Origin of the sequence: Dialister succinatiphilus YIT 11850 (assembly GCF_000242435.1) — a bacterium.
Taxonomy (GTDB): Bacteria; Bacillota; Negativicutes; order Veillonellales; family Dialisteraceae; genus Dialister; species Dialister succinatiphilus.
This window is the reverse complement of the sequence record NZ_JH591187.1, coordinates 503,902-526,138: the sequence shown is the minus strand read 5'-3', so window position 1 is coordinate 526,138 and position 22,237 is coordinate 503,902. Positions and strand designations below refer to the sequence as shown.

Genomic DNA, 22,237 nt, shown 5'->3' with positions numbered 1-22,237 from the left:
TTCCTGTTAAAAGACCCTGTACCCCCTCCTGTAAATAATTTGAAATGACCACTTCCTGTGAAGAAACCGGTTATTTCTTTTCCGCTTCTTTCAGTTTCTTTTCCAGAAGACGGACTTTCTTCATCAGTTCCGGCAGATGGGAAATCATGACTTCCACTCTGCCCCACTGGGCGTGAGTGCGGGCAGGATATCCCATGTACACGCCGGGTTCCTTAATATTTCCAATCACTCCGGTTTTACCGCCAAGAATGACATTGTCTGCAATCTTCACATGACCGTTGATACCGGTCTGGCCTGCCAGGATGCAGTGGTTTCCAATGGTGGTGGAGCCGGCGATACCGGTCTGGGCGATAATGAAGCAGTCTTCCCCTACCTGTACATTATGTCCCAGGTGTACCAGGTTATCGATCTTGGTGCCCCTTCCTACCACCGTATCATTCAGAGCGCCGTTATCCACAGCAGTTCCGGCGCCAAGCTCACAGTCATCGCTGATGACTGCTTTCCCCAGCTGGCGGATATGGTGATGATGACCTTTTTCATCGGTGGAGAAGCCAAAGCCCTGGCCTCCTACCACTGCATGGGCCCGAAGAACCACCCGGTCTCCCAGTACGCTGTTTTCATGGATCACGCAGCCCGGATTGATTTCACAGTTTTTCCCGATCTGCGCATTTTTTCCCACATAGGTATAAGGGAAAATCACGGTGCCGTCGCCGATACGGGCGCCTTCGTCGATAACGGCGTAGGGCATAATGCATACATCTTTGCCGATGACTGCCTTGTCACTGACCACGGCTGTTGGATGGATGCCCGGAGTATAGTGACTTTCCGGATGGTAGAGATCCACCAGCTGTCCGAAGGAACGCCGGCAGTCCGGCACAACGATCAGGTTTTTCGTATAATGGGCAGGAAGCTCATCTACCAGAATGGCGCCTGCCTTCATTTCTTCGATATGCTCTGCATAAATGCCGCGGGCAAAGGTAATATGGGATGGACCTGCGCTTTCTGCGCTCCTTACATCATCAATTTCTACGGTGCTGTCCCCATACAGTTTGCCGCCTACGATTTCTGCCAATTCACCTGCTGTTTTTTTCATATGCATCCTCACTTAGACTGGGAAGAAGCGGCTTTGGACGCGCCTCCGTCTATCTTGGCCAGTACTTCGTCTGTAATATCCACGGCTCCTGCGGGAACGGACATTTTATTCATCACAATGCCGATGTTCTTTTCCTTGGCAATAATGCCTGCCTGGGACTGGATCATGGATTCGATCTGCTTCTGCTTGCTCTGGATGAAAATCATGCGCTCCTGCTGGGCAGACTGTACTTTTTTCTGCATTTCTTCATCGGAAAGACCTTTCTTAGAGTCTTCCGCCAGTCGATTGCTGATTTCCTTATCCTTGTCTGTAATTTCCTGCTGGATTGCTTTAATCTTGGGGGACTGGTCTTCCAGTTTCTGATAGTCCACCACTGCCACTTTATGTTCACTGCCGCAGCCTGTGATAACGGCGGCAAAGGCAATCATCCCAATGCAGGCCAGTTTTTTCAACGAAGCCTTATTCATACTGTTCCTCCTGCTTATTTCTGTATATTCACAATGCGGCCTGCCAGGTCGCCGGTTACATCATCTGCACTGATATTGGCTTTGTACTTGGAGAAAATCATGTCCAGGTTCTTTTCAGAAGCCAGTCTTGCCGCTTCCTTCTCGATATCTTCCATGATTTCCTTTTTTACAGCCGCCATCTGCTTCTGTTTCTGATCAATGCGGGACTGCCATTCATTATCCCAGTCCTCATGGTTTTCGGCAAAGCTTTCTTCTGCCTGGGATATATCCGCTTCTCCTTCGCTTTCGAGACGGCTACGGATTTCATCAGCGGTGCTGGAGGAGTATTCTTCCAGTTCTGCCTGGGCTTTTTCTTTAGCCTCGCTCATCTGTTTCATCTCATCAGCGCTCCAGCCTGCCATGTCCGCTTTTTCCCGAGCTGTGCGAAGGTCCATGAGTTTGTGAAGTTCTTCCTTTACCTGCTCTTTTTCATCGCCGGTGACGCCAAGGACGGTAAGCTTCATCTGGAGGTTGGCCATTTCCGCCCTTTCTTCGGGCGTCAGGGTTTCCAGTTTCATGGTGCCTTTGGACGCATGATTTTTCTCAATGTCATCATAGAGCTTCTTCAGTCCTTCATTGAGTTCGTCTTCACGGGCCTTCACTTTCGTTTTCAGCTCGTTTTCCGCTGCTGTCCGGCGGGCTGTATCCGCCAGAGCCGCATTGATTTTCTGCTGTTTGGAAGAAACATCAATGAGCTTTGTCCGCTCTGTCTGGTACTGGTGAAGCAGCTCATTATATTCAGTTTCCAGTTTGAAATACTCACTGTATTTCGGGTGAGCCTTCACCAGTGTTTCCAGGTCTGCCACCCCGTAGTGCACCGATGGCGGCGGTGGTGTTTCTTCTTTTTTTGTCCCGCAGCCCGAAAGCACAAGGGACAGGGCAGTCATGACGGAAACAGCAGCAGCAAGCAGGGACCTGCGGTGCATCATCTCAGTCCTCCGTTATTTGCTCTGGGAGGCAGCGGCGGACTGGGATGCGGAAATAGATTTGTTGAGAGTATCGCTGACATCCTTGGTAATATCGGTACCGCCATAAATAACAGCCGATTTGTCTACCACCAGGGACAGGCCTTTCTTGGATGCTACAGATTTCACAGCACCGGTGACCTGGTCTTCCATATCTTTTTCAATGGCTGTGCGTTTCTGGTTGAACTGCTGCTGCATGTCATTGAACAGTTTTTCTTTATCTGCATCGGACATACCGGCAGATTTAGCGTCGAAGTCTTTCTGCATTTCATCGGCAGTTTCCTTCATTTTCTGCTGGTAGTTTAATGCCAGCTGGCCGTTGGAGGAAATCACTTCTCTCTGGTCTACCACACCGATATCAGAGGTGGGAGCAGCGTTGGCCGTATCTCCCATGGATACCACTGCCATGACGGCTACAGACGCAATAAATACGCCGGCCAGGGCAAAGGAAAAAATCTTTACATTCTTCTTGTTTCCAAGAGTTGTCATCATAATAAGTCCACTCCTTTATAAATTGGCAATGAGTCTCAGCCATTTACCATCTTCATCATTATACACGTATTCCAGGGTAATGTAATTATGAATTTTATAGGAAAATCCAAATTCATTGTTTCTTTCCCTGAAATCCCTGTCGTAGCGCAGGGCAAATTTATTTCCTATAGGCACAGTGCCAAAGATATGGCTGGCGCTGTCCACGAAATCATACTTATAGCCCAGGTCCATGAAGGAACCGAACTGATGGGTAAAACCGCCATACACATTCCAGTCCATGGGGCCGGGATAGAAGCGGGCTTCCCCGAAGAGGGTATCATGTTTCCCGATATAGTGGCCCAGCATTCCTTCCACTGCCGTGTTCTTGTCGCCCTCTCTTCCGGCATCCAGCCATACTTCCGTGCGGATCACCCAGTGATCTGTCAAGGCGTTCACCTGAAGTTCCGCCGTTTCGCCGGAAACAAGAGTCGTATCTGTGGCAATGCCGTATTTCCGGATGAAAGAGTCCTTCTGGAGGATTTCATTCATGTCAGAAGCAATCCGGCTGCTGTGCCGGGTAACAAATTCCACCGGAAGACCCCGGAGAGAGGACAGAGCACTTTCCGTCTCTTCCGCTGCTCGAAGCATAAGAAGTCTTGGAACGGTGGTCTTCTCAAAGGTGAGCCTGCTGGAACGGACGATTTTTCCCTGAGGAATCAGGTAAATCTTCACCTTCGTATTTTCTCCGGACTCCACTTCAAAGTTTGCCTGGAATTCCGGAAGAATCTGGGAAAGAAGGTCCCGGCCTGCCGACTGGGACACACTTTCCGCCCAGCCCACGGAATCTACGGGAAGCCCGATGAGAAGGTTCTCCATGAGAGACGGCACATCGGCTGTATCCTCTGCCACATAGCGGGCTGCTTCCGGCGAAAGGCCGCCGTAGTCGATTTCCGTATCCACATGGCGGATGATCTGCCCCACCGGCTGGAGGGTCACATGGATGGACGTATCCCTGCCATAGTTTACAGAGAGATCTGACACCACATAGCCGATAACCACCCGGTTGATAATGTCTGCCAGCACCTTGTCATAGGCGCTGCTGTTCAAGGCAAAGAGATTTTCTTCCTTTCCCACAAACACACGGTTTCCAATGGAGGAAATACTGGATACCACCCGCTTTTCCACCGCCGGCGGCAAATCTCCTCCCGCTGCATCCAGGGATACCTTCACTGTCTCAATAGGCGCCGCCTGGGCAGGTGAAGGAATGAGAAAAGAAGAAACGAGCAGAAGAAATCCTGCCCGCATCATCTGTTTTTTCAGTAAGGAAGAAAACATAGTCCTCCTCCTGTAAATCAGAACTGGGTACCGAAGCTGAAGTGGAACTTATTCTGGTCCCCGTGGCCGTAGTCAAGACGGATTGGTCCGATCGGCGTCTGGAGACGAAGGCCTACGCCCACTGCCCAGTTGAGAGAATCATCATCTTCGTACCAGGGAATCTTGCCCTGGTCCAGACTCCAGGTACTGCCCACATCGGTGAAGAGTACGCCCTGTACCTTCTTCGCAATGGGGAAGCGGTATTCCAGGGTGCCGGCGTACATTTTCTTACCTTTGAACTGGTCGTCTTCATAGCCGCGAAGCGTATTGGAACCGCCCAGGCTGAAGAGGTTGCCGTAGGAAACGTCGCCGTCGATATAGCCTGCCATCAAGCGAAGAGCCAGGATATGGCTGCTGCCCAGGTTCTTGTAGAAACGGCCTTCAGCGGTGAACTTGTAGAAGTCATAGTCCCCGCCCAGTCCATGGCCGCCCCACTGAGCTGCGAAGGAAAGTCTGTGGCCCTTGCTGGCATTGAAGTAGTTGTCGCGGTTATCGAATACGTGGGTGAAGGTAAAGCTGTTGGTGGTGCCGAAGTTGTCAAAAATAGCCTTATGCCATGCATCCTGCATGGCTTCGGGAGAATCATAGCCATAGGACTTATAATCCCTGAATTTATCATAGGCATGACCCTGCCAGTCAAATCCGTCATGGTCATCGTAGGATTCCTTGGAGGATTCGAAATTGAAGTAGTTGGTTCTGTACTCATCGGTTACATGGCCCCAGGTGAGGTTCCAGCCTTTTCTTCTCTTATCGTATTCTGCGATTTCATGGCCTTTGGCATCATAGTCGTCATATTCATAAATACGGTTGAAAATAGATGCGCCCAGGGAGTCGCCGTTATCATTGATCCAGGGATGGGTATAGGAAATGGTGTAGTTCTTGCCGTCCCCTGCACCGCCGAATTCCCAGTGGAAGTTCACCTTGTCGCCGGTGCCGCGGAAGTTGGTATCACCCAGTTCCACGATACCTACGGTGCCGTCGGAGTCGGAGTAGCCGGCACCTACGGTGACGATACCGGTCTTCTGTTCAATCACATCGATTTCGATGATTACATTGTGCTCATTTTCTTTGCCCGGCAGGAGCTTCATGTTCACATCTTCAAAGTATCCCAGGTTGTACAGTCTTTCCATGCTGCGGCTTGCCTGGAACTTATTGAAGGGCTTGCCCTTCTTCAGCTTCAGTTCGCGGGTGATAACCTTATCCTTGGTCTTGTCATTGCCTACAATGATAATATCTTCCACTACGCCTTCGGAAATATCTACGTGAAGGGTGCCGTCAGAAGAAACATTAACAGAAGGAATGGAAACAAGCATGTAGCCCTGTTTCAGATAGAGATCTTCAATCTGCTTCAGCTTCTGGTTCACCAGCACGAAGTTGAGGACGCTGTCCTGCGGGATATTCATAATGGATTTCAGATAGTCGCTGGTGAATATGGTATTTCCCGTAAAGGTGACGTCATGAACCACCGGATTGGCTGCCAGCTGGTAGGTAATGCCCACCCCTTCCGGCACGGGACTGAAAGCAGGCGTAATCTGGGAGAATACACCGGTAGAGCCGATAGAGGCCACATCGTTTCGTACTCCCTCTTCCGTGAGCTGGGTGCCCGGTCTGCTCTGTACCAGGGGAGAGAGTTTTGTTTTAACTTCTTCCGGAATACCGGCAAAGTCAACGGATGTAATCGTCTTTCCTACCTGGGCTTCAATGGCTTCATCATCGGCCTTGGACAGGTAGAGGGACGCATCCCCCACTGCCACGGTCTGCTGCTGGGACTGCTTCACAGCCACAGAAGATTCCGTTTTGCTTTCCGCAGTTTCATCGGTAATCTGTCCTGCGCCGCCGGACTGCTGTCCGGTCTTTACATTGATCATGGCGCTCTGGGTCATCCCACCCTGGCTGCCTGTCATATCCGGAGAATCTGCAAAGGCAGTCCATCCGGAAAGGGACAGCAGAACGGCGGAAAGAAGCACAACTTTTCTGCTTTTTGATGTAATCATAAATTCCTCCTCAGTATTTATAGAGTAGACAGAGTTTTCTTATTTTATATCAGAGGCTGAAATCAGGTTTTCACCGCAGGAAATCAAATCCTGTGATAAGGCCTGTATTTCATAGAGCAGCACTGACTCTACCAATGAGTCAACACCTGCCTAGGGAAGCGCTGATTAAATCGTCGTTTGCTTTTATTCTTGAATTTTTATGCAATGCAAGGAATGAGGCGACGCGAATAGCGAGCTATTTAAGGAGCCTCATGACGAAGCAGTGCATGAAAATTCTTATAAAAGCAAACTCTATGAATTAATCAGTGCTTCCCTAAGACTGGCCCCGGAGGGCCCGGCCTGCTTCTCCAACAACACTTTGAATTTCCTTGTCCGAAAGAGCCGGCGCTGCCCTGGGGGCAGGAGCGGTACGAACCACCGGCGCTTCCATGGCTGGAGCAGGAGACGGTGCTTCTGCCGGAGCACTGTAGGAAGGTGCAGCAGCAGGGGCAATATCTTCAGCAGAAGGCGGAACTGCTTCTGCAAGGCTCTTATCATCGCCTTGAGAAACGGCTGTTTCTGTCTCCTCCCCCACCGGTGACGGCGCATCATGAATCACAATCTGCACCGGCCTTTCCGGCTCTTCCGCTTTAGGCTCCATGAGGCTCCAGAAGGCATTCATGCCAAGGAAAACCGCAAAAGCAGCGCCCATGGCCGATACCCGGAGCATCCAGCGGCGGACTTTGGAATTTTTATGAGTTTCATTCAGGCGCTGCATCTCAGCCTGCGCCATGATGAGATTGATTTCACCGGTGATTTCTTTATGGCTGCTGTAGGAATGCTCTGCTTTTTCCAGCCATTTTCTCACAGCCTGCACCCGTTTTACTATATCTCCTGACATAATACCTCCCTGTCACGGAAACCGGATAGGATTTCCCCTTATATTCTATAATCAGCCAAAGAGAAGTATAAAAGAACATCAGTAAATAATCATAAATCTGACTCTATCGCCAGATAACTTAATCAATCGCTCATTTTCACCTATATTACACTATTTCCTGTCGTGAATCAATTTAGAAAGCATACCGCGGAGACGGCGGATACCTCTTTTTTCCAGACGGTACACATAGGCGGTGCTCACATCCATGGCATGGGCCGTTTCCTGGGCGGTCTGTTCATTCAGATAAACCCGGCGGATCACGTCCTGCTCCTTCACAGGGAGCCTGGATACCGCATGGCTCACTGCCATGTTGAGCACGCTTTTGTCCGCTGATTCGAAAGCCGTATCTGGAATGGCTTCTGTGAGGAAAACCTTTTCTTCCTCTCCATCGTCCAGAAGAACTTCCGAACCATTGCGCCTCAGGAAATTCAGCATGCGTCCCCTCACCCGATGAAGGGCATAGAGGGAAAAAGCCACGCCCTGGGAGGGATCAAACCGTTCCACCGCTTCCATGAGCCCTACCGTGCCTTCCTGGATAAGATCCAGGGTCACCGCTTCCTGCAGGCCGTATTTCATGGCCTCCCGGAAAACCAGGGGCTGATAGTGTTCAATCAGCGACTGCCTGGCTTCCAGCAGGTCCTGTTCTTTATACTGTTTCCACAGTTCTTCTTCCTCTTCCCGCGAAAGCTTGGTCAGGGTAGCAAGGAAGGATTTATATTCTTCCAGCATCTATATCTCCTAGAATTTGAAACTCCAGTCAGTACCTACATAACTGTCATGGTTACTATTATACCACGAAGAAAGGCCTACCCGCGAGTTTAAATCATAATGAGCGCCGATACTCTTTTCATCGTTGTTCATGCCCATGGTAGCAGTGAGCATGAAATCGTTGAACAGGTACTTGCCGATTTTGATGTAGTAATAGCTGTCGTTGTTGTCATCCACATTATCATAATAATCGGTGAGGCTGGAAGTAATGGAAATCTGGTCCAGTCCGATCTTGTCCTGCAGGAAATCCTGCACGCCGTTGCCGAAGAGCATGGTGAGACCTGCATTGAAGAGGGCCCCTTCCATGGCGCCGGAGCTGTCCTTGTCGTCCGGGTTCTGGTGGAGAGTAAGGAGCATGAGAATCTGCGTATCATTCAGAGCGGGCTCGCTGTGGAAGGTGGTCTTCATATTCCCCGGCGGTCCGTCCAGCTCGGCGGTAATGCCGTAATGGCCCACCTTGGTGAAAGCCTTGGCATGAATGTCAGGCAGGAGGCTTCCCGGTTCACCGCCCCAGATGGCATTGGCTTCGTTCATTTTAAATTCAGTGGTATTGATTTTAACAGTCCCTTTTTCCGCATTCACCCGGCCGGTGACCACGGGAGCAGACAGCGGTCCCAGGATGGACAGATTTCCTTTCACCATCATGTCATAGAGAGCACTGTTGTAAAGGCGCACATTATTTCCGATAGTAACGTCGATTTTCGTGAGCACATCAAGGGACGTATTTCCGGAATCGCCGAGAAGAGTAAAGGGAATATCAGCAACCGCATTTTCCGCTTTCAGGGTACCTGTAATGCCGGGCCTTGCAAAACGTTCGATTTCCCCAAAGGTGAAATCACCGTCCAGAGAGCCTTTATAATAGGTGGAATTAATGGAAGGCGTATGGATATGGAGTTCCCCTTTATAATTGCCAATCTTCATATGGTCAAAGGAAACATCGCCGTTCACCGTGAGGCTGCCGCCGCCAAAGGCTGCACTTCCTTCCAGATGGGATTCATTGCCGGAAAAGGTCAGATTCATATTCACCGGCGTAATGGCTTCATTCATAGTCATCAAGGACAAAGACCCGTCCTTTACATTGATGCCGCCCAGAAGAAGCGGATTGTCATAGCTGCCGGCCACTGTCAGATGACCGTGGATGGGACCGCTTGCCGCAGTGACAGGCTTGAAGAAAATAGCAAGCATATTCATGTCCGCTTCATCCAGATTGATATCCAGGTTCAAAGGTACCGCCTTGTCTGTGGTGCTTCCGGTAAATACATTGCCCGGAAGGGTGCCTTTCATGCTGGCCCGGTACTGACCCCTGGAAATGAGGCCGTTCTGCACCGTAACCACATTGTTGGCCGCATTGGCCATGAGAGACAGGCTGTCAAAGGAGATGTCGCCATACCGAGGGTTATCAATGCCTACGGAAATATCAGCCACCGGCGCTTTTTTATTTCCCGAAAGAATGACGGCCGCGGTCAGTTTTCCCCCGATGGACATATCCTTCTTCCCTAAAACCTGGGGAATCCAGGAAATATCCATATCTCTGGCAGCCGCCTGGATATCCAGATCTCCTGCGCTGTTCATGGAGCCCTGGGCTGCCAGGACGCCGGAACCGATGGGAATCTGGCATTCCCTGATGGACAGGGCGCCGTTCATGTAGGAAAAGTCCACTTTCCCCTCTCCCAGCACTGCGTCTCCCAGATGGCCGCCCAGTACATGAGCGTTGAAATCCACATTCGGTGATTCGGTGGTGCCGCTGATACGCATGCTGCCTTCCACCTTTCCGTCTACGCCGCTCACATCCCTGTTGAAGAACTTCATAATGTCACGAATATTCCAGCTGCTGAATTCCAGTAATCCGTTCATGGCGCCGGAATGGGTGTTATAGCTGCCTTTCCAGGTAAAAGTTCCTTCCTTCTGACGGAAAGAACCTTCATCCAGAGAGACAAGACCGTCTTTGTAATGAATGCCGGCCGATACGTTCCGGATGGTATTTCCGCCAATGGTAATCTCCCTGGTGGAAGCCATACCGTCAAATACAGGACTGTCCACGGTGCCTCTTACATGGCCCAGAAGGGAAAGACTGCCTTCTATGCCTCTGCCCGGAAGCATTCTTTCCATACTGATATCCGTCAGAGAAGCTTCCAGCTCCAGGTCCTTCCCCCTGATTTTGCCGTTTACAAGAGCCGTGCCGTCGTAAATGTAGCCGAGGCAGTTCTCCAGGGTCACGTCATGACCGTCGTAGCTGTACTTACCGGAAATGCTCTGGAAAAGTTCGCCTGCCACCGAACCGCTCCAGGCGTGGAAGTCACCGGAAACCTGCGGGTTTTCCAGGCTGCCTGTAAGGGAAAGGTCATTGGAAATCCATCCGGTCAGTGGATAGTCAAGATTGGCCAGGGAAAGGAGACTTTCAATTCTGGTCTGACTGGTCTTGACCGAAAGATTAATGGCATGAGGAGCATCCATACCAATGGTGCCGCTGACCCTGTGATGTCCGGAAGGACCATCCCAGGTGAGGGAAGAAATAGACGCATTGCCCTCTGCCAGGACTGCATGTCCTGCCACCCTATCAAAAGATGCATTCCTCACATATCCATTTTGGGCTCTGAAATCAGCAGTGCCCTCCGGATGGTCCAAAGTGCCGGTAACATGGGCTTTAGCCCATACCCGGCCACCCAGGTCCACTCCTGCAAAGGAAGAGAGATGGGAAACATCCATATCCGATACTTCCACATCAAAATTCATGCCCTCATCACTGTAATAACCATTTCCTGTGAAGAACCCCTCAGCGCCGGCGCCGGACAGGTACGGAACCTGAATGAGGCCATTTTCATTTTCCGCAGAGAAGGAAATGCTGTCAAAAGACAGTCCGTCGTAGGAAATACCGCTGCCCAGGGCTGTGACCTGCCAGTTCGTTCCATTATAGCTTCCGAAGCCGGAAAGACTTTCGGCAGCCATATTTTCATAGGAAAGTCCGGTTCCCTCCAGGGACGCCGATGCTTTTCTCAAAGAAAGAGAACCATTGAGAAGATTCCCTTCCACCATGCCGTAACCGCTTACAACGCCGCTGACAGGGGAAGGAAGAGGCAGTCCCTCCAGATTGATATGGTCGGCCAGAAGGTTTGCGTAAAAGTCTCCGCTTCTCCTGTCATAGGAAGCCTTCCCTTCCACATGGCCGCCGTCTCTGTCTGCCTCCAGCTGGGAAAGGGTTAATTGATCATCATGATACGCAAAAACAGCTTTTGCCCGTTCTACATCATATCCCTCATAGGAAAGCCGCTCACCGGTGAGAGCGCCGGAGACGGAGGGATTATCGGTGGTGCCGGAAAAGTTCACATTTCCATCAAGGATTCCGGAAATCCCTTCCTCCGGAAGAAAGGCTGTGAGGTCCACCTTATGAAGAAATACATTTCCTTCAAAGACAGGGCTTTCTCCAGTGGCATCCACGGATACCTCGCCGGAAAGCTTCTGTCCGTTCACTGTTCCTGAAACCTGGGACAGTGAAACCAGACCGTTTTCGATATTAAAAAAAGCTGCTCCATCAGCTAGAACATAATTATCATAGCTAAGAGCAGCATGGTTAAAAGAACCGGTCACCCGGTAAGCAACGGCGCCATCACTTTTCCAGATTTTAGCGTCCGTCACTTTACCTGTACCGTCTTCCAGGGTCAGTTTATTCTGAAGCTGTGGGAAAGCATCCAGCAGAGGCTCAAGAGATTGCAGGGGAATGGGGTCCGTGCTTACATTGATTTCCAAATGATTGCTATCCTTATAATCGAGGGAACTCTTGAAAGCGCTGTCAAGGAAAGTACCTTTCAGGCCGCCTGTAATAGCAGAGTTTTCATCCCAGGCAAAGGAGCCATTCAGGGAAGAGAAAGCGAGCTCGCCAGCTGCATTGGTTTTCACTTTCGCCGTGCCGCCCGAAATAATGACTTTCCCTGTAAACACGCCGCTGTCGGAAGAATCAGAGGGCTTCAACAGATTGCTTACATTCCATGTACCATCCGCTTTCTGGGCAAGTGAAAGCTCCGGGTCCTCCACAGTCACATCTTTTACTACAGAGGCTACCCCTGCATGGTTGATAAGATAGTTGTAGAGGGAAGACAGAGTCCAGCCTACCGTCAAAGTAGGCGTAGAAAGCACATCAGATCCGTTTTCGTCTTTCAGTTCCAGATTGGTAAATGAAAGATTCAGATCCGGGTCCAGGTCCATGGCCTGCCAGGACAGAGTGCCGTTCACCCTTGCTCCCAGCTGCTCCTTCAGCACAGGTTCCAGGTTTTGTACAATTATCGGTCGGATCAGGAGGTAAATGGCGCAGAGCAGCACAAAAATAAATGCTGCAATCCCATTCAGCCACCATTTGATTTTACTGTTCAAAGGTATCTCTCCATTGCGTGTCTAGTTTCTTGTTTTCGTTTTCTCTATGGATCTTCGATCTCTTGTTTATGCCATGATGCAGCGGCTCTGCTGCCGGCTGAATCATGCCACTTTCGAGCGGGTTCCCACCCTGCCGGTCATAACATGGCAGTAGAGCCTTCCCCTGCCATGGCCCTAGTTTCCTGCCTATTACTTGCTTTCCATGGCCTGATTCAAGGGCGATGCGAATTCCGAATGAATCACTGCCGGAATACCCATGGCATGTTCCAGGGTAGCCAGGCCGATGTTGTAATTATAGAGGGCTGTAATGTAGTTGGTTCTGGCTGTATTGAGCTGCAGTTCTGCATCCAGTACATCCAGGTTGATGCCTACGCCGCTGCTGTAGCGAACAGCTGCAATCTTGTAGGCTTCTTCAGCCTGCGCCACAGCCGCTTCGGTGGCACGGATCTGTTCCTTATAGGAAAGGATATTCAGGTAATCCTGTCTGACTTCCAGTTCCACCGACTCCCGGGCCTGAAGAAGCTGCTCCTGGGCCACTTTGACTCCTTCTTTAGCTTTCTTCACTGCTGCCTGGGTGGAACCGCCATCCCAGAGGTTCCAGCTGATTTTTCCAAGGAGTGCCCAGTCATCTTTATCGATTTTGGAAAGGGCTGCAGAATCCCAGCTGTAACCGCCGCCAACGCTGATGGTAGGCATATAGCCGGACTTAGCAACCTTCAGCGCTTCATTGGCCACACGGACACTGTAATCAGCCTGAATCAGTTCCCATCTGTATTTCTGAGCCATGGCAATGGCCTGGTCCATGGTGATATCAAAAGCCGGTTCCGGGAAATCCTTATCCAGGGGATTCAGCTTTGTATTCATAGGAATGCGCATGATGTTGTTCAGGTTGGCTTCTGCAATATCCCTTGCATTGTCAGCAGCAATCTTGCTCTGCTTTGCATTGGCCAGGGAAGTGCTGGAAGTGAGGACATCCAGTTTTGCCACAATACCTGCATCAAACTGCTGCTGTACATTTTTCAGGTGGTTTGCATAATCATTGACAGACATGGACTGCACATCGGCCAGCTTGATATTTTCCAGATAGGTGTAGTAAGCCTTCACGGCGGAAAGCTTTGTGTCCGCTTCTGTTTTGTAGTAAGTTAAATCAGCAATATTCTTTGCATATCTGGCCTGGTTAATCAGTCCTTCCAGTTTTCCGCCGGTCCAGATAGGCAGGGTTACATTGACGCCCTGGCTGTAGGAGCGATTGTTCACATCTCCGGCTGTAGAAACAATACGAGTTTTAAACTGGTTTCCCTGCCAGCTGTAGCCGACAGAAGGATTCTTGGCTGCTGCCGCTGCGCTTACATCCGCTTCTGCTTCCTTTCGCTGGAGGTCAGCAATGGTGATGTCACGGTTATTCTGGATTGCTGTGGAGACAGCGCCCCGAAGGTCTATGTCAAGGGAAGAAGCTTCCGGAGCTGCAGCATCAGTAAGGGCATCTCCCAGACTCTTCTGCATGAGCATATTATTGAAATTTACACTCTTATCAGCGCTTACCTGCTTCATCTGGGCGGCAAGAGCCTTTTCGGTAATGGAAGGATCTGTGGTCACACGGGTATCAGAGCCCTTTGCCTGGGCACCCACCCCAAAAGAAAGTGCCATTACAACGGAAGCTGCCAAAATACGGTAGGTATATTTATTCATATATTTCATCCCTTCTAGACAGATGTCTATTAATAGTTGTATCCAAGGCCGATATATTCACCGCCGCCCCTGTTATCATGGGGGAAGATGGATTGTCCGGTAAGGAAGAAATGGTCATCCATAGCATAGCTTCCACGAATCCTCATGGTCAGATCATTCGGATCATAGAGGTCTGCCGAGAACTTCCACCGGTCTTTTTCATAGTCCACACCGGCGCCCAGCTTATTTCTCACAATGCCTGCATGATAGCCGTAAATCCCTCTCGTCCTACCAAATACGGCATCATATACAGGATCATTAGTCAGCGACTCAATCCCCAGGAGTCCATAGGTGCCTTTACCTATGCGGAAAAACAGATTCGGCGAAAAATCATCCTTTTTAGTATTATATAACAATTCTCCGGAAACAGATACATTAAAATCGGTCTGCCCATTCATTATACCATTAATTTTTCCGGAAATCTCTTTTGCATTGCCTGAAATTTCTTTTGCGTTTTCTGAAGCCACTGCCAGATTATCCATGATACGGCGGGCATCACCTACTGCCTTGCCATCTCCATTGAGCTGGTAAAGCATGGAATTAATCTGGGAGGTAATGCCCTGGATTTCATTGGCCGTCTGAATACCTTGGGCTGTGAGAATGGCCAGGTTTTCGGAAACAGCGTCAAAGTTGCTGATGCTGTTCTTCACATTCCGCTGAGCCGCCGGATCCGCAACCACCGTGTTAATGCCGTCAAGCATAGTCTGGGCGGAATTAATGAGCTTATCCATTTTATCCATGGCCTGGTCGATACCGGGAGCCGCCTTGCCCTGCACGGTCATACCGTCGGAAAGGAAGCCCCTTTCCTGATGACCTCCGGAAACTTTGACAAATCGTCCGCCCATGACGGAAGAAGTCTGGATGGAGAAATCCGCATCCCTTGGTACCTGGGCATCTTTATAAAAACGAAGACGCAGCACCGCTTCCCCGTTTTCCACGGAAATATTGTCCACCATACCTACGTCCACGCCGGCATAATGGATGGGGTTGCCCGGCTCGATTCCTTCTGCTTCTTTGAAATAGCCGGTCACATGAAATCCGCTTTTACCGAAAATCACCGTATTCCCCAGCTGGATGATAATGACAGCAAAAAGCAGAATCCCCAGCAGAGAAAAGGCCCCTACCTTTGCTTCTGTAGACCATTTCAAGGAGCATCACCTTCTTTCAGAAAATCAGGGTCCGACGGCAGTCCTTCCATAAACTGCCGAACCCTTGGATCAGGAGACTGTCTGAGTTCTTCCGGCTTTCCTATGGCCAGGAAGGATCCTTTATAAAGGAAAGCCATCCTGTCAGCAATCATTTCGGCCGATTTCAAATCATGGGTCACCACCACGCTGGTGGCATGAAGCACTTTCTGGGTATGCTTGATAAGGAGGCTGATATCAGTGGACCGGATAGGATCAAGACCGGCTGTAGGTTCATCGTAAAGGATGATTTCCGGCTCCAGTGCAATGGCCCTGGCCAAACTGACTCTTTTCTTCATGCCGCCGGATAAACTGGAGGGCATCAAATTCTCTATGCCATCCAGCCCCACCAGATGGAGTTTCTCCTTCACAATCCTGTCGATTTCCTCTTCACTCATTTTCGTATGCATACGAAGGCCGAAAGCCACATTTTCCTTCACTGTCATAGAATCAAAAAGGGCAGAATATTGAAATACAAACCCCATATGTCGTCTTTCATGGTTCAGCTCCGCTTCACTTAAGCGGGCCATATCCTTCCCGTTCACCATCACTTCCCCTGATGTGGGCTTTAAAAGCCCGATGATCAGTTTCAGCAGAGTCGATTTTCCCGACCCCGAAGCGCCCAGAATGACCATGGTCTCCCCGTCCTTGACAGTGAGACTCACATCCTTTAAAATCTGCCGGCTGCCGAAAGTCTGGTATACATGTCTGATAGAAATCATAAGGCCTCTCAGAAAAGAATGGACGAAAGAATATAATTGGCTGCAAAAAGCATAATAATGGAATAGACCACGGACTGGGTGGTAGCCTTACCGACCCCTTCCGCTCCGGCCGTGCAGGTCATGCCCCGGTCGCAGCCCACCAGAGCCACGATCATGCCGAAAATAACCGATTTGAAAACGCCGATGTATAAATCGGAAGGCACGCAGTACACGTGAATGGAATGCATGAATACATAGGAGGAAACCCCATGGGACAAAGATGCCACCATCATGCCGCCGCCTACGCCGATGGCCACGCCGAATACGTCCAGAAGAGGCAGCATGCACATGCAGGCAATGAGCCTTGGCACCACCAGGTAGCCTATGGGGCTCACCGCCATACAGCGGAGGGCGTCGATCTGCTCCGTCACCCGCATGGTGCCGATTTCAGCCGTAATGGCAGCACCTACACGACCTGCCAGCACCACGCCGCAGAGCACCGGTCCCAGTTCGCGGCCTATGCCGATGGCCACAATGGCCCCCACTGTGAAATCAGCGCCGTACTTGGTCAGTTCTCCTGCAATCTGCACAGAAAGCACCATGCCTGTGAATAAAAGGGTAAGCGCCACAATGGGAAAAGAAAGAACACCCAAGGAAAGGCACTGACGACAGGTCTCTCTTCCGCGGATGGCGGAAATTTCGCGGACCGCCGCCATGAGGAGCAGGATAACCGCTCCCAGCTGGTGAAAAATAGACAGGGTCTGCCGCCCCAATGATTCCAGAAATCCCATGTTCTCCTCCCTTCCCCATTTCAAACCATCCTTACAGACGGGTCATGGAATCACTCATCAGAAAATAGGAAGTGCCCGACTTCTTGTCTGTATCCGGCTTCTTTCCATTTTCCTCTTTCGTTTCTTCCTTCTTTCCGTCCTTATCTTTTCCGGAAATAGAATCTTTCCCTTCGTTTTTCATGTCCGCAATCATCTTCTGGTTCGATTTGGCCAGTTTGCGGAGAGCTCTGTCCCGGTCTTCGGGAGCCATGACCTGGAAGGTGAACTGTCCGTCACCGTAGACCACATAATCGGTGTCCACGCTGCTCTTGGGGCTGTCCTCTTCCTTTTCGCCTTCCTTTCCGTCTCCCTTCTTACCCTTCAGATAGTCCGGGTTCTGAGAAGGCCTCTTATCCTGGATTTCCGCCTTGGTGCCGTTTTCCTCATCTCTGGAAATCATGCTCACATTGGGATCAAGGATTTCAACCACCACCTGGTTGTTTTTATCCTCTTTTTCCAGTTTATCAAATAAATCGTTGAAATCCTTATAGGTGCGGATACGCTCCAGGATTTCATCGGTGAGATTATATTTCTGCTGCTGGATCAGGTAAGGAAGCGGCACCACGCCGCCGCCCCTGACTTCCAGAATCATGGTACCCAGAGGCTGGTCCTTGGGCACTGTGAAAGCTAAATCCTTGTAGAACACTTCTCCCCGATAGGGGGCAAGCCTGGCCCTGACGTAAATGGTATCTCCCGGAGAAACCACGGTGGGCGATGCGGAAGCGTCCAGAAGCTGGGCCGTTTTCCGGTCCTTTGTGACCTTCATGTCCACTGAAATATCCCGAAGTTTATAGGGTTCAAACCGGTTCTGCTCCAGAATGCGGATGACATTGTACATTTCATCTACACTTCTCTCGGAAATATCCTTGGAAGACCAGTACATATTGGACCGGGTAAAAGGTCTTTTCTTTAGATCCTCCGGAAAGAGGGTATAAGAAAGAGACACAGTTCCTTCGCCATTCCGATCCAGGGTGTTGCTCATATTGTTATATACGGAGGTTACGGAAAGCATGGGAAGCATCCGTTCATTCTGCACCATGCGCACATTGAGGCTTTGAGTCCGTCCCGTATCTTCATCAAGCACCGAGGAATGGAGACGCACCGATTCCGGAACTTTTCCTGAAAGACCGCTGATGCCGGAACCTCTGTCCTCGTTCACCATACCGATTTCCGCGCCTACGCTGCCCAGTTTGAAAGGTATGTTTCTGCTGGGAACCACGGTGAAAATATAGGAATTGTGCATGAAATAAGCAGAACTCCCCTTATCCAGGAAGGGATGGCCGAAAGCCACCATATGGTCTTTGTCCACATACGTTACAGTACCCACAGCCCCCAGCTTCAGATCACCGGTAACCAGGGTAGCTGACACGGCTCCCCCAGCTTCCAGAGGGCGGGGCATCTCATCGACGCCGGCAGAGGCGGCAGAATAGGGAACCATGTTGAAATCCTTCATCTTATCCGTAAGAAATTCCATGCCCGAAGGAGTATAGCCCGACGCCATGAGAGGCGTTGCCAGGGGAATCAGATCCCTATCCGTCCCGCTTTCCTTCTTTTCCTCTCCGGAATCTATGGTCCATAGGCGGAGCATGTCGGAAATCGGAGTCACCATGCCGATACGTCCGTCGGACTGGGGAAATCCGTAGGCAATGGCACCAAGAAGCCTGCCGTCAATATATACGGGGCTTCCGCTCATGCCCTGGGCAATACCGCCGGTTTCATCAATGAGGGGACCCGACACCTTCACCAGTACCAGATCTCCGCCGGCGCTCCCCTTATTTTTCATAATGCCCAGCACATCCACATCAAAGGTATCAATCTTTGTGCCGTGCACTACGGTTTTTGCATAGCCATGCATGCCTTCCCTTACATCGGAAAGCGGGAGAAATTCCTCCGCTCCTGCTGGCAGAATCGATCCCAGGGCCAGGCAGATTGAAAGAGCCAGTCTTTTTATTTTCTTGCTTGCCATTGCATGCATTAAAAACTCCTTATCCATTACTTTGTTTCAATGACAGCCACAGCGTCCTGCTTGTTGATCTGCTGTCCCTTCACAACCAGAACCTTTGTCACCACGCCATCAGTATCAGCTCTTACCGCCGGAACCGGTCCTACCAGGGAATCAACGGTAGCCAGTACCTGTCCTTCCTTAACCGGCGTATTCACTTCCACCACCGATGTCACTTTGCCGGAAAGCACCGCATTCTGTGAAACTTCCGCTGCTTCTGCGGGCATTGCCATCAAAAGGGCAGCCGCTGCTGCCAGTCCTGCTTTTTGCCAGTTTTTCATGGGTATCCCTCATTTCAGTCTATAAAATCGGGTATTATCAGTTTTATTTTACCACGAGCTATGAATTATTTCTTTAAATTTAATATTTTTTAAAATGTTTCTTCCGAAAAAGGCTGATAAAATATATGACATATTTTTTCTGCCATTAGGGAAGCGCTGATTAAATCATTGTTTGCTTTTATTCTTGAATTTTTATGCAATGCAAGGAATGGGCTGACGCGAATAGCGAGCTATTTAAGGAAGCCCATGACGAAACAGTGCATAAAAATTCTTATAAAAGAAAACTCTATGAATTAATCAGTGCTTCCTTAGAGTACAAAAAAAGCACAGCCGGTTTCCCCAAGCCGTACTTTTTGATTGATTCTATTTCAATGTAAATCCTGCAGGGAATCCCTGAAATCATTGATGTAGTTCAGGGCCGATCCTGCTCCTACCGCATTCACATAAGACGGACGGTCCGCTACCCGGGCCGGTACGCCGATTACTTTCGAAATCAGGTCATCCATGCCTTTCAGCTGAGATGCACCGCCAATCATCATGATGCCGTTTTCCCGGATAGATGCCAGAAGTGCCGGCGGTGTGCGCTGAAGCACGTCACGGATGTGGGTGAAGATTTTGTAGAGAATCGGATTGATGGCACCGGCAATGTCTTCGCTGGTTACCGCAATTTTCACCGGAAGTCCGGAAACAATGGAAAGGCCGGAAGTTTCTGCAATGCGGGGCTGCCGGTCCAGATCCCAGGAAGCTCCCAGTGCGATTTTCAGACTTTCTGCTTCCTTTCTCCCTATGCGGATGTGATACCTGTCCCGAACCGTATTGAGAACCGCTGTATCCATGGTGCTTCCCGATTCTGTGGAGAAATGGCTCACCACAATCCCCTTTTTGGAAAGAACCGATATCTTGGTGGAGCCGCCGCCGATGTCCACAATCATGGTCCCTTCCTGCTGGTGATTTTCCAGTCCCATACCCATCACAGCCGCCAGGGGCTGGTCGATAAGTACTGTTTTTCTTGCGCCCACGGCCACTGCCGCTTCCAGAAGAGCCCGCCTCTGCACGCTGTTGATTCCTTTAGGCACGCACATAATGAGCCGCGGATGGAAAAACATGCCCTTCAGGTAGGACTTGTTTACTATAGAGTTTAAAAGGAAAGCGGTGCCATTGTAGTCCACAATGGCGCTTTCCTTCATAGGACGGGAAATCACGATTTCTGACGGCGTTTTCCCTTCCATTTCTTCAGCCCTGGTGCCGTAAGCCAGGTATTCCCCACTCATCCGGTTCCGGGCAATAACAGAAGCTTCCGGAAACACCAGCCCCTTATGTTTCATAAAAAGGACGATATTGGAAGTGCCGATATCTACGCCGATATCTTCCGAGCCAAAGGAACCGATCCAGTCCAAAAGGGAATTCTGGCTGGAAAGTCTGGAAATTTTAGGGGACGACTGATTAATCCCTGTCGACTCTGACAATGTCTGCTCCTAACCCCTGCAGTTTTTCTACAAGATGATCATACCCGCGGTCAATATGGTGAAGTTCCCCTACTTCCGTTTCTCCATGGGCTGCCAGACCGGCAATAGTAAGAGCTGCACCGGCACGAAGGTCTGTAGCTCTCACAAAGGCGCCGTTCAGGAAAGGAACGCCCTGCACAATGGCGCATCTTCCCTCCACCTGGATGGAAGCACCCATGCGCTGCAGTTCACCTACATGCATGAAACGGTTTTCAAAAACAGTTTCCGTAATCTTGCTAATGCCGTTGCCAATGGTCATAAGGGCCATGAACTGGGCCTGCAGGTCTGTAGGGAAACCGGGATAAGGAAGAGTCTTGATATCGGTGGAACGAATATGTCCATCGCTGATGACCCGTACGCTGTCAATATCCTTAATCACCTTCACCCCTGCTTCATTCAGTTTGGCCAGAAGGGGCTTTAAATGTTCCGTCAGTACGTTATCAATTACCACATCGCCGCCAACCATGGCTGCGCCGATCATGAATGTACCTGCTTCAATACGGTCCGGAATGACCGTATGGGAAATGCCCTGCAGTTCCTTGACCCCTTCCACGCGGATAATATTGGTGCCTGCACCTTTAATGTTGGCGCCCATGGAGTTGAGGAAAGTCACCAGGTCTACGATTTCCGGTTCTTCAGCCGCATTTTCAATAATAGTGCGGCCTTCCGCCGTAGCTGCTGCCATCAAAATGTTTTCCGTAGCGCCTACGCTGGGGAAATCCAGATAAATGGTGGTGCCCTTCAGTCCATGAGGTGCATATCCTTCCACAAATCCGTTGCCTACATTAATTTCAGCTCCCATGGCTTCAAATGCCTTGAGATGAAGGTCGATCGGACGGCTTCCGATCATGCATCCTCCGGGAAGAGCAATTTTTGCATGACCCATTTTAGCCAGGAGCGGTCCCATAATGAGGAAAGAAGCTCTCATTTTGCTCATGAGTTCATAGGATGCCTCTGTCTTATCCAGCATGGAAGCATCAAAAGTCAATACATTGTCTTCCTTTGTCACCTTCACGCCCAGCGACTCCAGCACACTGCAGATGGTACTCACATCATCCAGGTTCGGCGCATCAATGATAGATGCAGGGGTAGAAGGAAGCAGAGTTGCTACAATGATAGGAAGAACTGCATTTTTTGCGCTGGAAACACGGACATGTCCATGAAGGGGACGTCCGCCATGAATCACTAATTTTTCCAAAAGGAATCACTCCTGTTACTTAAAAATCAAAGAAATCTTGTACCTGATAATCATTTTATACGCGAAATGTTTCTTCCCCCGAAGAAGAAGGAGGAAATATAGATTTACGAAATCAAATCACCATGTATCATAGCAAAAAATATATATGATTTCAAGGGAGACTGTAAGCGGGGTAAGTGTCAAGTTTTCCTCGGTAATTCATTTGACTGTCGATAATTACTATCTCCGTGGCTTCGGTTTAATCAGTATTTCTGTATAGCTCTGGCCAGTCTCCCCATTGGTGAAGAAGAAGCTCCATAAACGCCTATACGCCCCTCCAGGCATCCTGGCCTATAGTTTCTCATTTTACGCTT

17 protein-coding genes are annotated in these 22,237 nt (G+C 50.0%); all 17 read right to left on the bottom strand.

The window, feature by feature from the left end; translation table 11 throughout:
- Nucleotides 1-70 precede the first annotated feature (70 nt).
- A complete protein-coding gene (lpxD, locus tag HMPREF9453_RS02175) occupies nucleotides 71-1,093 on the bottom strand; it encodes a UDP-3-O-(3-hydroxymyristoyl)glucosamine N-acyltransferase (protein ID WP_008858929.1) in 1,023 nt (340 codons plus the stop codon).
- A gap of 8 nt (nucleotides 1,094-1,101) precedes the next feature.
- Entirely contained in the window at nucleotides 1,102-1,560 is a 459-nt protein-coding gene (locus HMPREF9453_RS02170) for an OmpH/Skp family outer membrane protein (RefSeq protein ID WP_008858928.1), read from the bottom strand.
- Nucleotides 1,561-1,574: 14 nt separating this feature from the next.
- Entirely contained in the window at nucleotides 1,575-2,528 is a 954-nt protein-coding gene (locus HMPREF9453_RS02165) for a hypothetical protein (RefSeq protein WP_008858927.1), read from the bottom strand.
- Nucleotides 2,529-2,540: 12 nt separating this feature from the next.
- A complete protein-coding gene (locus HMPREF9453_RS02160; RefSeq protein WP_008858926.1) occupies nucleotides 2,541-3,056 on the bottom strand; it encodes an OmpH/Skp family outer membrane protein in 516 nt (171 codons plus the stop codon).
- Nucleotides 3,057-3,071: 15 nt separating this feature from the next.
- On the bottom strand, nucleotides 3,072-4,370 hold the full coding sequence (locus HMPREF9453_RS02155; RefSeq protein ID WP_008858925.1) for a hypothetical protein: 1,299 nt from the start codon (nucleotides 4,368-4,370) through the stop codon (nucleotides 3,072-3,074).
- Nucleotides 4,371-4,387: 17 nt separating this feature from the next.
- Nucleotides 4,388-6,403 carry a BamA/OMP85 family outer membrane protein gene (locus tag HMPREF9453_RS02150; protein WP_008858924.1) on the bottom strand — a complete coding sequence of 672 codons (2,016 nt, stop codon included), beginning with the start codon at nucleotides 6,401-6,403 and terminating at the stop codon, nucleotides 4,388-4,390.
- Between the two features lie 313 nt (nucleotides 6,404-6,716).
- Nucleotides 6,717-7,283, bottom strand: a complete 567-nt coding sequence (locus HMPREF9453_RS02145) for a hypothetical protein (protein WP_008858923.1) — start codon at nucleotides 7,281-7,283, stop codon at nucleotides 6,717-6,719.
- 150 nt (nucleotides 7,284-7,433) lie between these two features.
- Nucleotides 7,434-8,051, bottom strand: a complete 618-nt coding sequence (locus tag HMPREF9453_RS02140) for a sigma-70 family RNA polymerase sigma factor (RefSeq protein ID WP_008858922.1) — start codon at nucleotides 8,049-8,051, stop codon at nucleotides 7,434-7,436.
- Nucleotides 8,052-8,060: 9 nt separating this feature from the next.
- On the bottom strand, nucleotides 8,061-12,455 hold the full coding sequence (locus HMPREF9453_RS02135; RefSeq protein ID WP_008858921.1) for a translocation/assembly module TamB domain-containing protein: 4,395 nt from the start codon (nucleotides 12,453-12,455) through the stop codon (nucleotides 8,061-8,063).
- Between the two features lie 189 nt (nucleotides 12,456-12,644).
- Complete coding sequence (locus tag HMPREF9453_RS02130; protein ID WP_008858920.1) at nucleotides 12,645-14,144, bottom strand: TolC family protein; 1,500 nt, start codon at nucleotides 14,142-14,144, stop codon at nucleotides 12,645-12,647.
- A gap of 29 nt (nucleotides 14,145-14,173) precedes the next feature.
- Nucleotides 14,174-15,331, bottom strand: coding sequence for an MlaD family protein (locus HMPREF9453_RS02125; protein ID WP_008858919.1), 1,158 nt, complete (start codon nucleotides 15,329-15,331; stop codon nucleotides 14,174-14,176).
- On the bottom strand, nucleotides 15,328-16,089 hold the full coding sequence (locus HMPREF9453_RS02120; protein ID WP_008858918.1) for an ABC transporter ATP-binding protein: 762 nt from the start codon (nucleotides 16,087-16,089) through the stop codon (nucleotides 15,328-15,330). The genes HMPREF9453_RS02125 and HMPREF9453_RS02120 overlap by 4 nt, the downstream gene beginning before the upstream one ends.
- An 8-nt stretch (nucleotides 16,090-16,097) precedes the next feature.
- Entirely contained in the window at nucleotides 16,098-16,859 is a 762-nt protein-coding gene (locus HMPREF9453_RS02115; protein ID WP_008858917.1) for an MlaE family ABC transporter permease, read from the bottom strand.
- 31 nt (nucleotides 16,860-16,890) lie between these two features.
- On the bottom strand, nucleotides 16,891-18,873 hold the full coding sequence (locus HMPREF9453_RS02110) for a SpoIVB peptidase S55 domain-containing protein (protein ID WP_008858916.1): 1,983 nt from the start codon (nucleotides 18,871-18,873) through the stop codon (nucleotides 16,891-16,893).
- A gap of 17 nt (nucleotides 18,874-18,890) precedes the next feature.
- Complete coding sequence (locus HMPREF9453_RS02105; protein ID WP_008858915.1) at nucleotides 18,891-19,181, bottom strand: hypothetical protein; 291 nt, start codon at nucleotides 19,179-19,181, stop codon at nucleotides 18,891-18,893.
- A gap of 368 nt (nucleotides 19,182-19,549) precedes the next feature.
- Nucleotides 19,550-20,647 carry a rod shape-determining protein gene (locus tag HMPREF9453_RS02100; protein WP_008858914.1) on the bottom strand — a complete coding sequence of 366 codons (1,098 nt, stop codon included), beginning with the start codon at nucleotides 20,645-20,647 and terminating at the stop codon, nucleotides 19,550-19,552.
- Nucleotides 20,625-21,884, bottom strand: a complete 1,260-nt coding sequence (gene murA, locus HMPREF9453_RS02095) for a UDP-N-acetylglucosamine 1-carboxyvinyltransferase (protein ID WP_008858913.1) — start codon at nucleotides 21,882-21,884, stop codon at nucleotides 20,625-20,627. The genes HMPREF9453_RS02100 and murA overlap by 23 nt, the downstream gene beginning before the upstream one ends.
- Nucleotides 21,885-22,237: the final 353 nt, after the last annotated feature.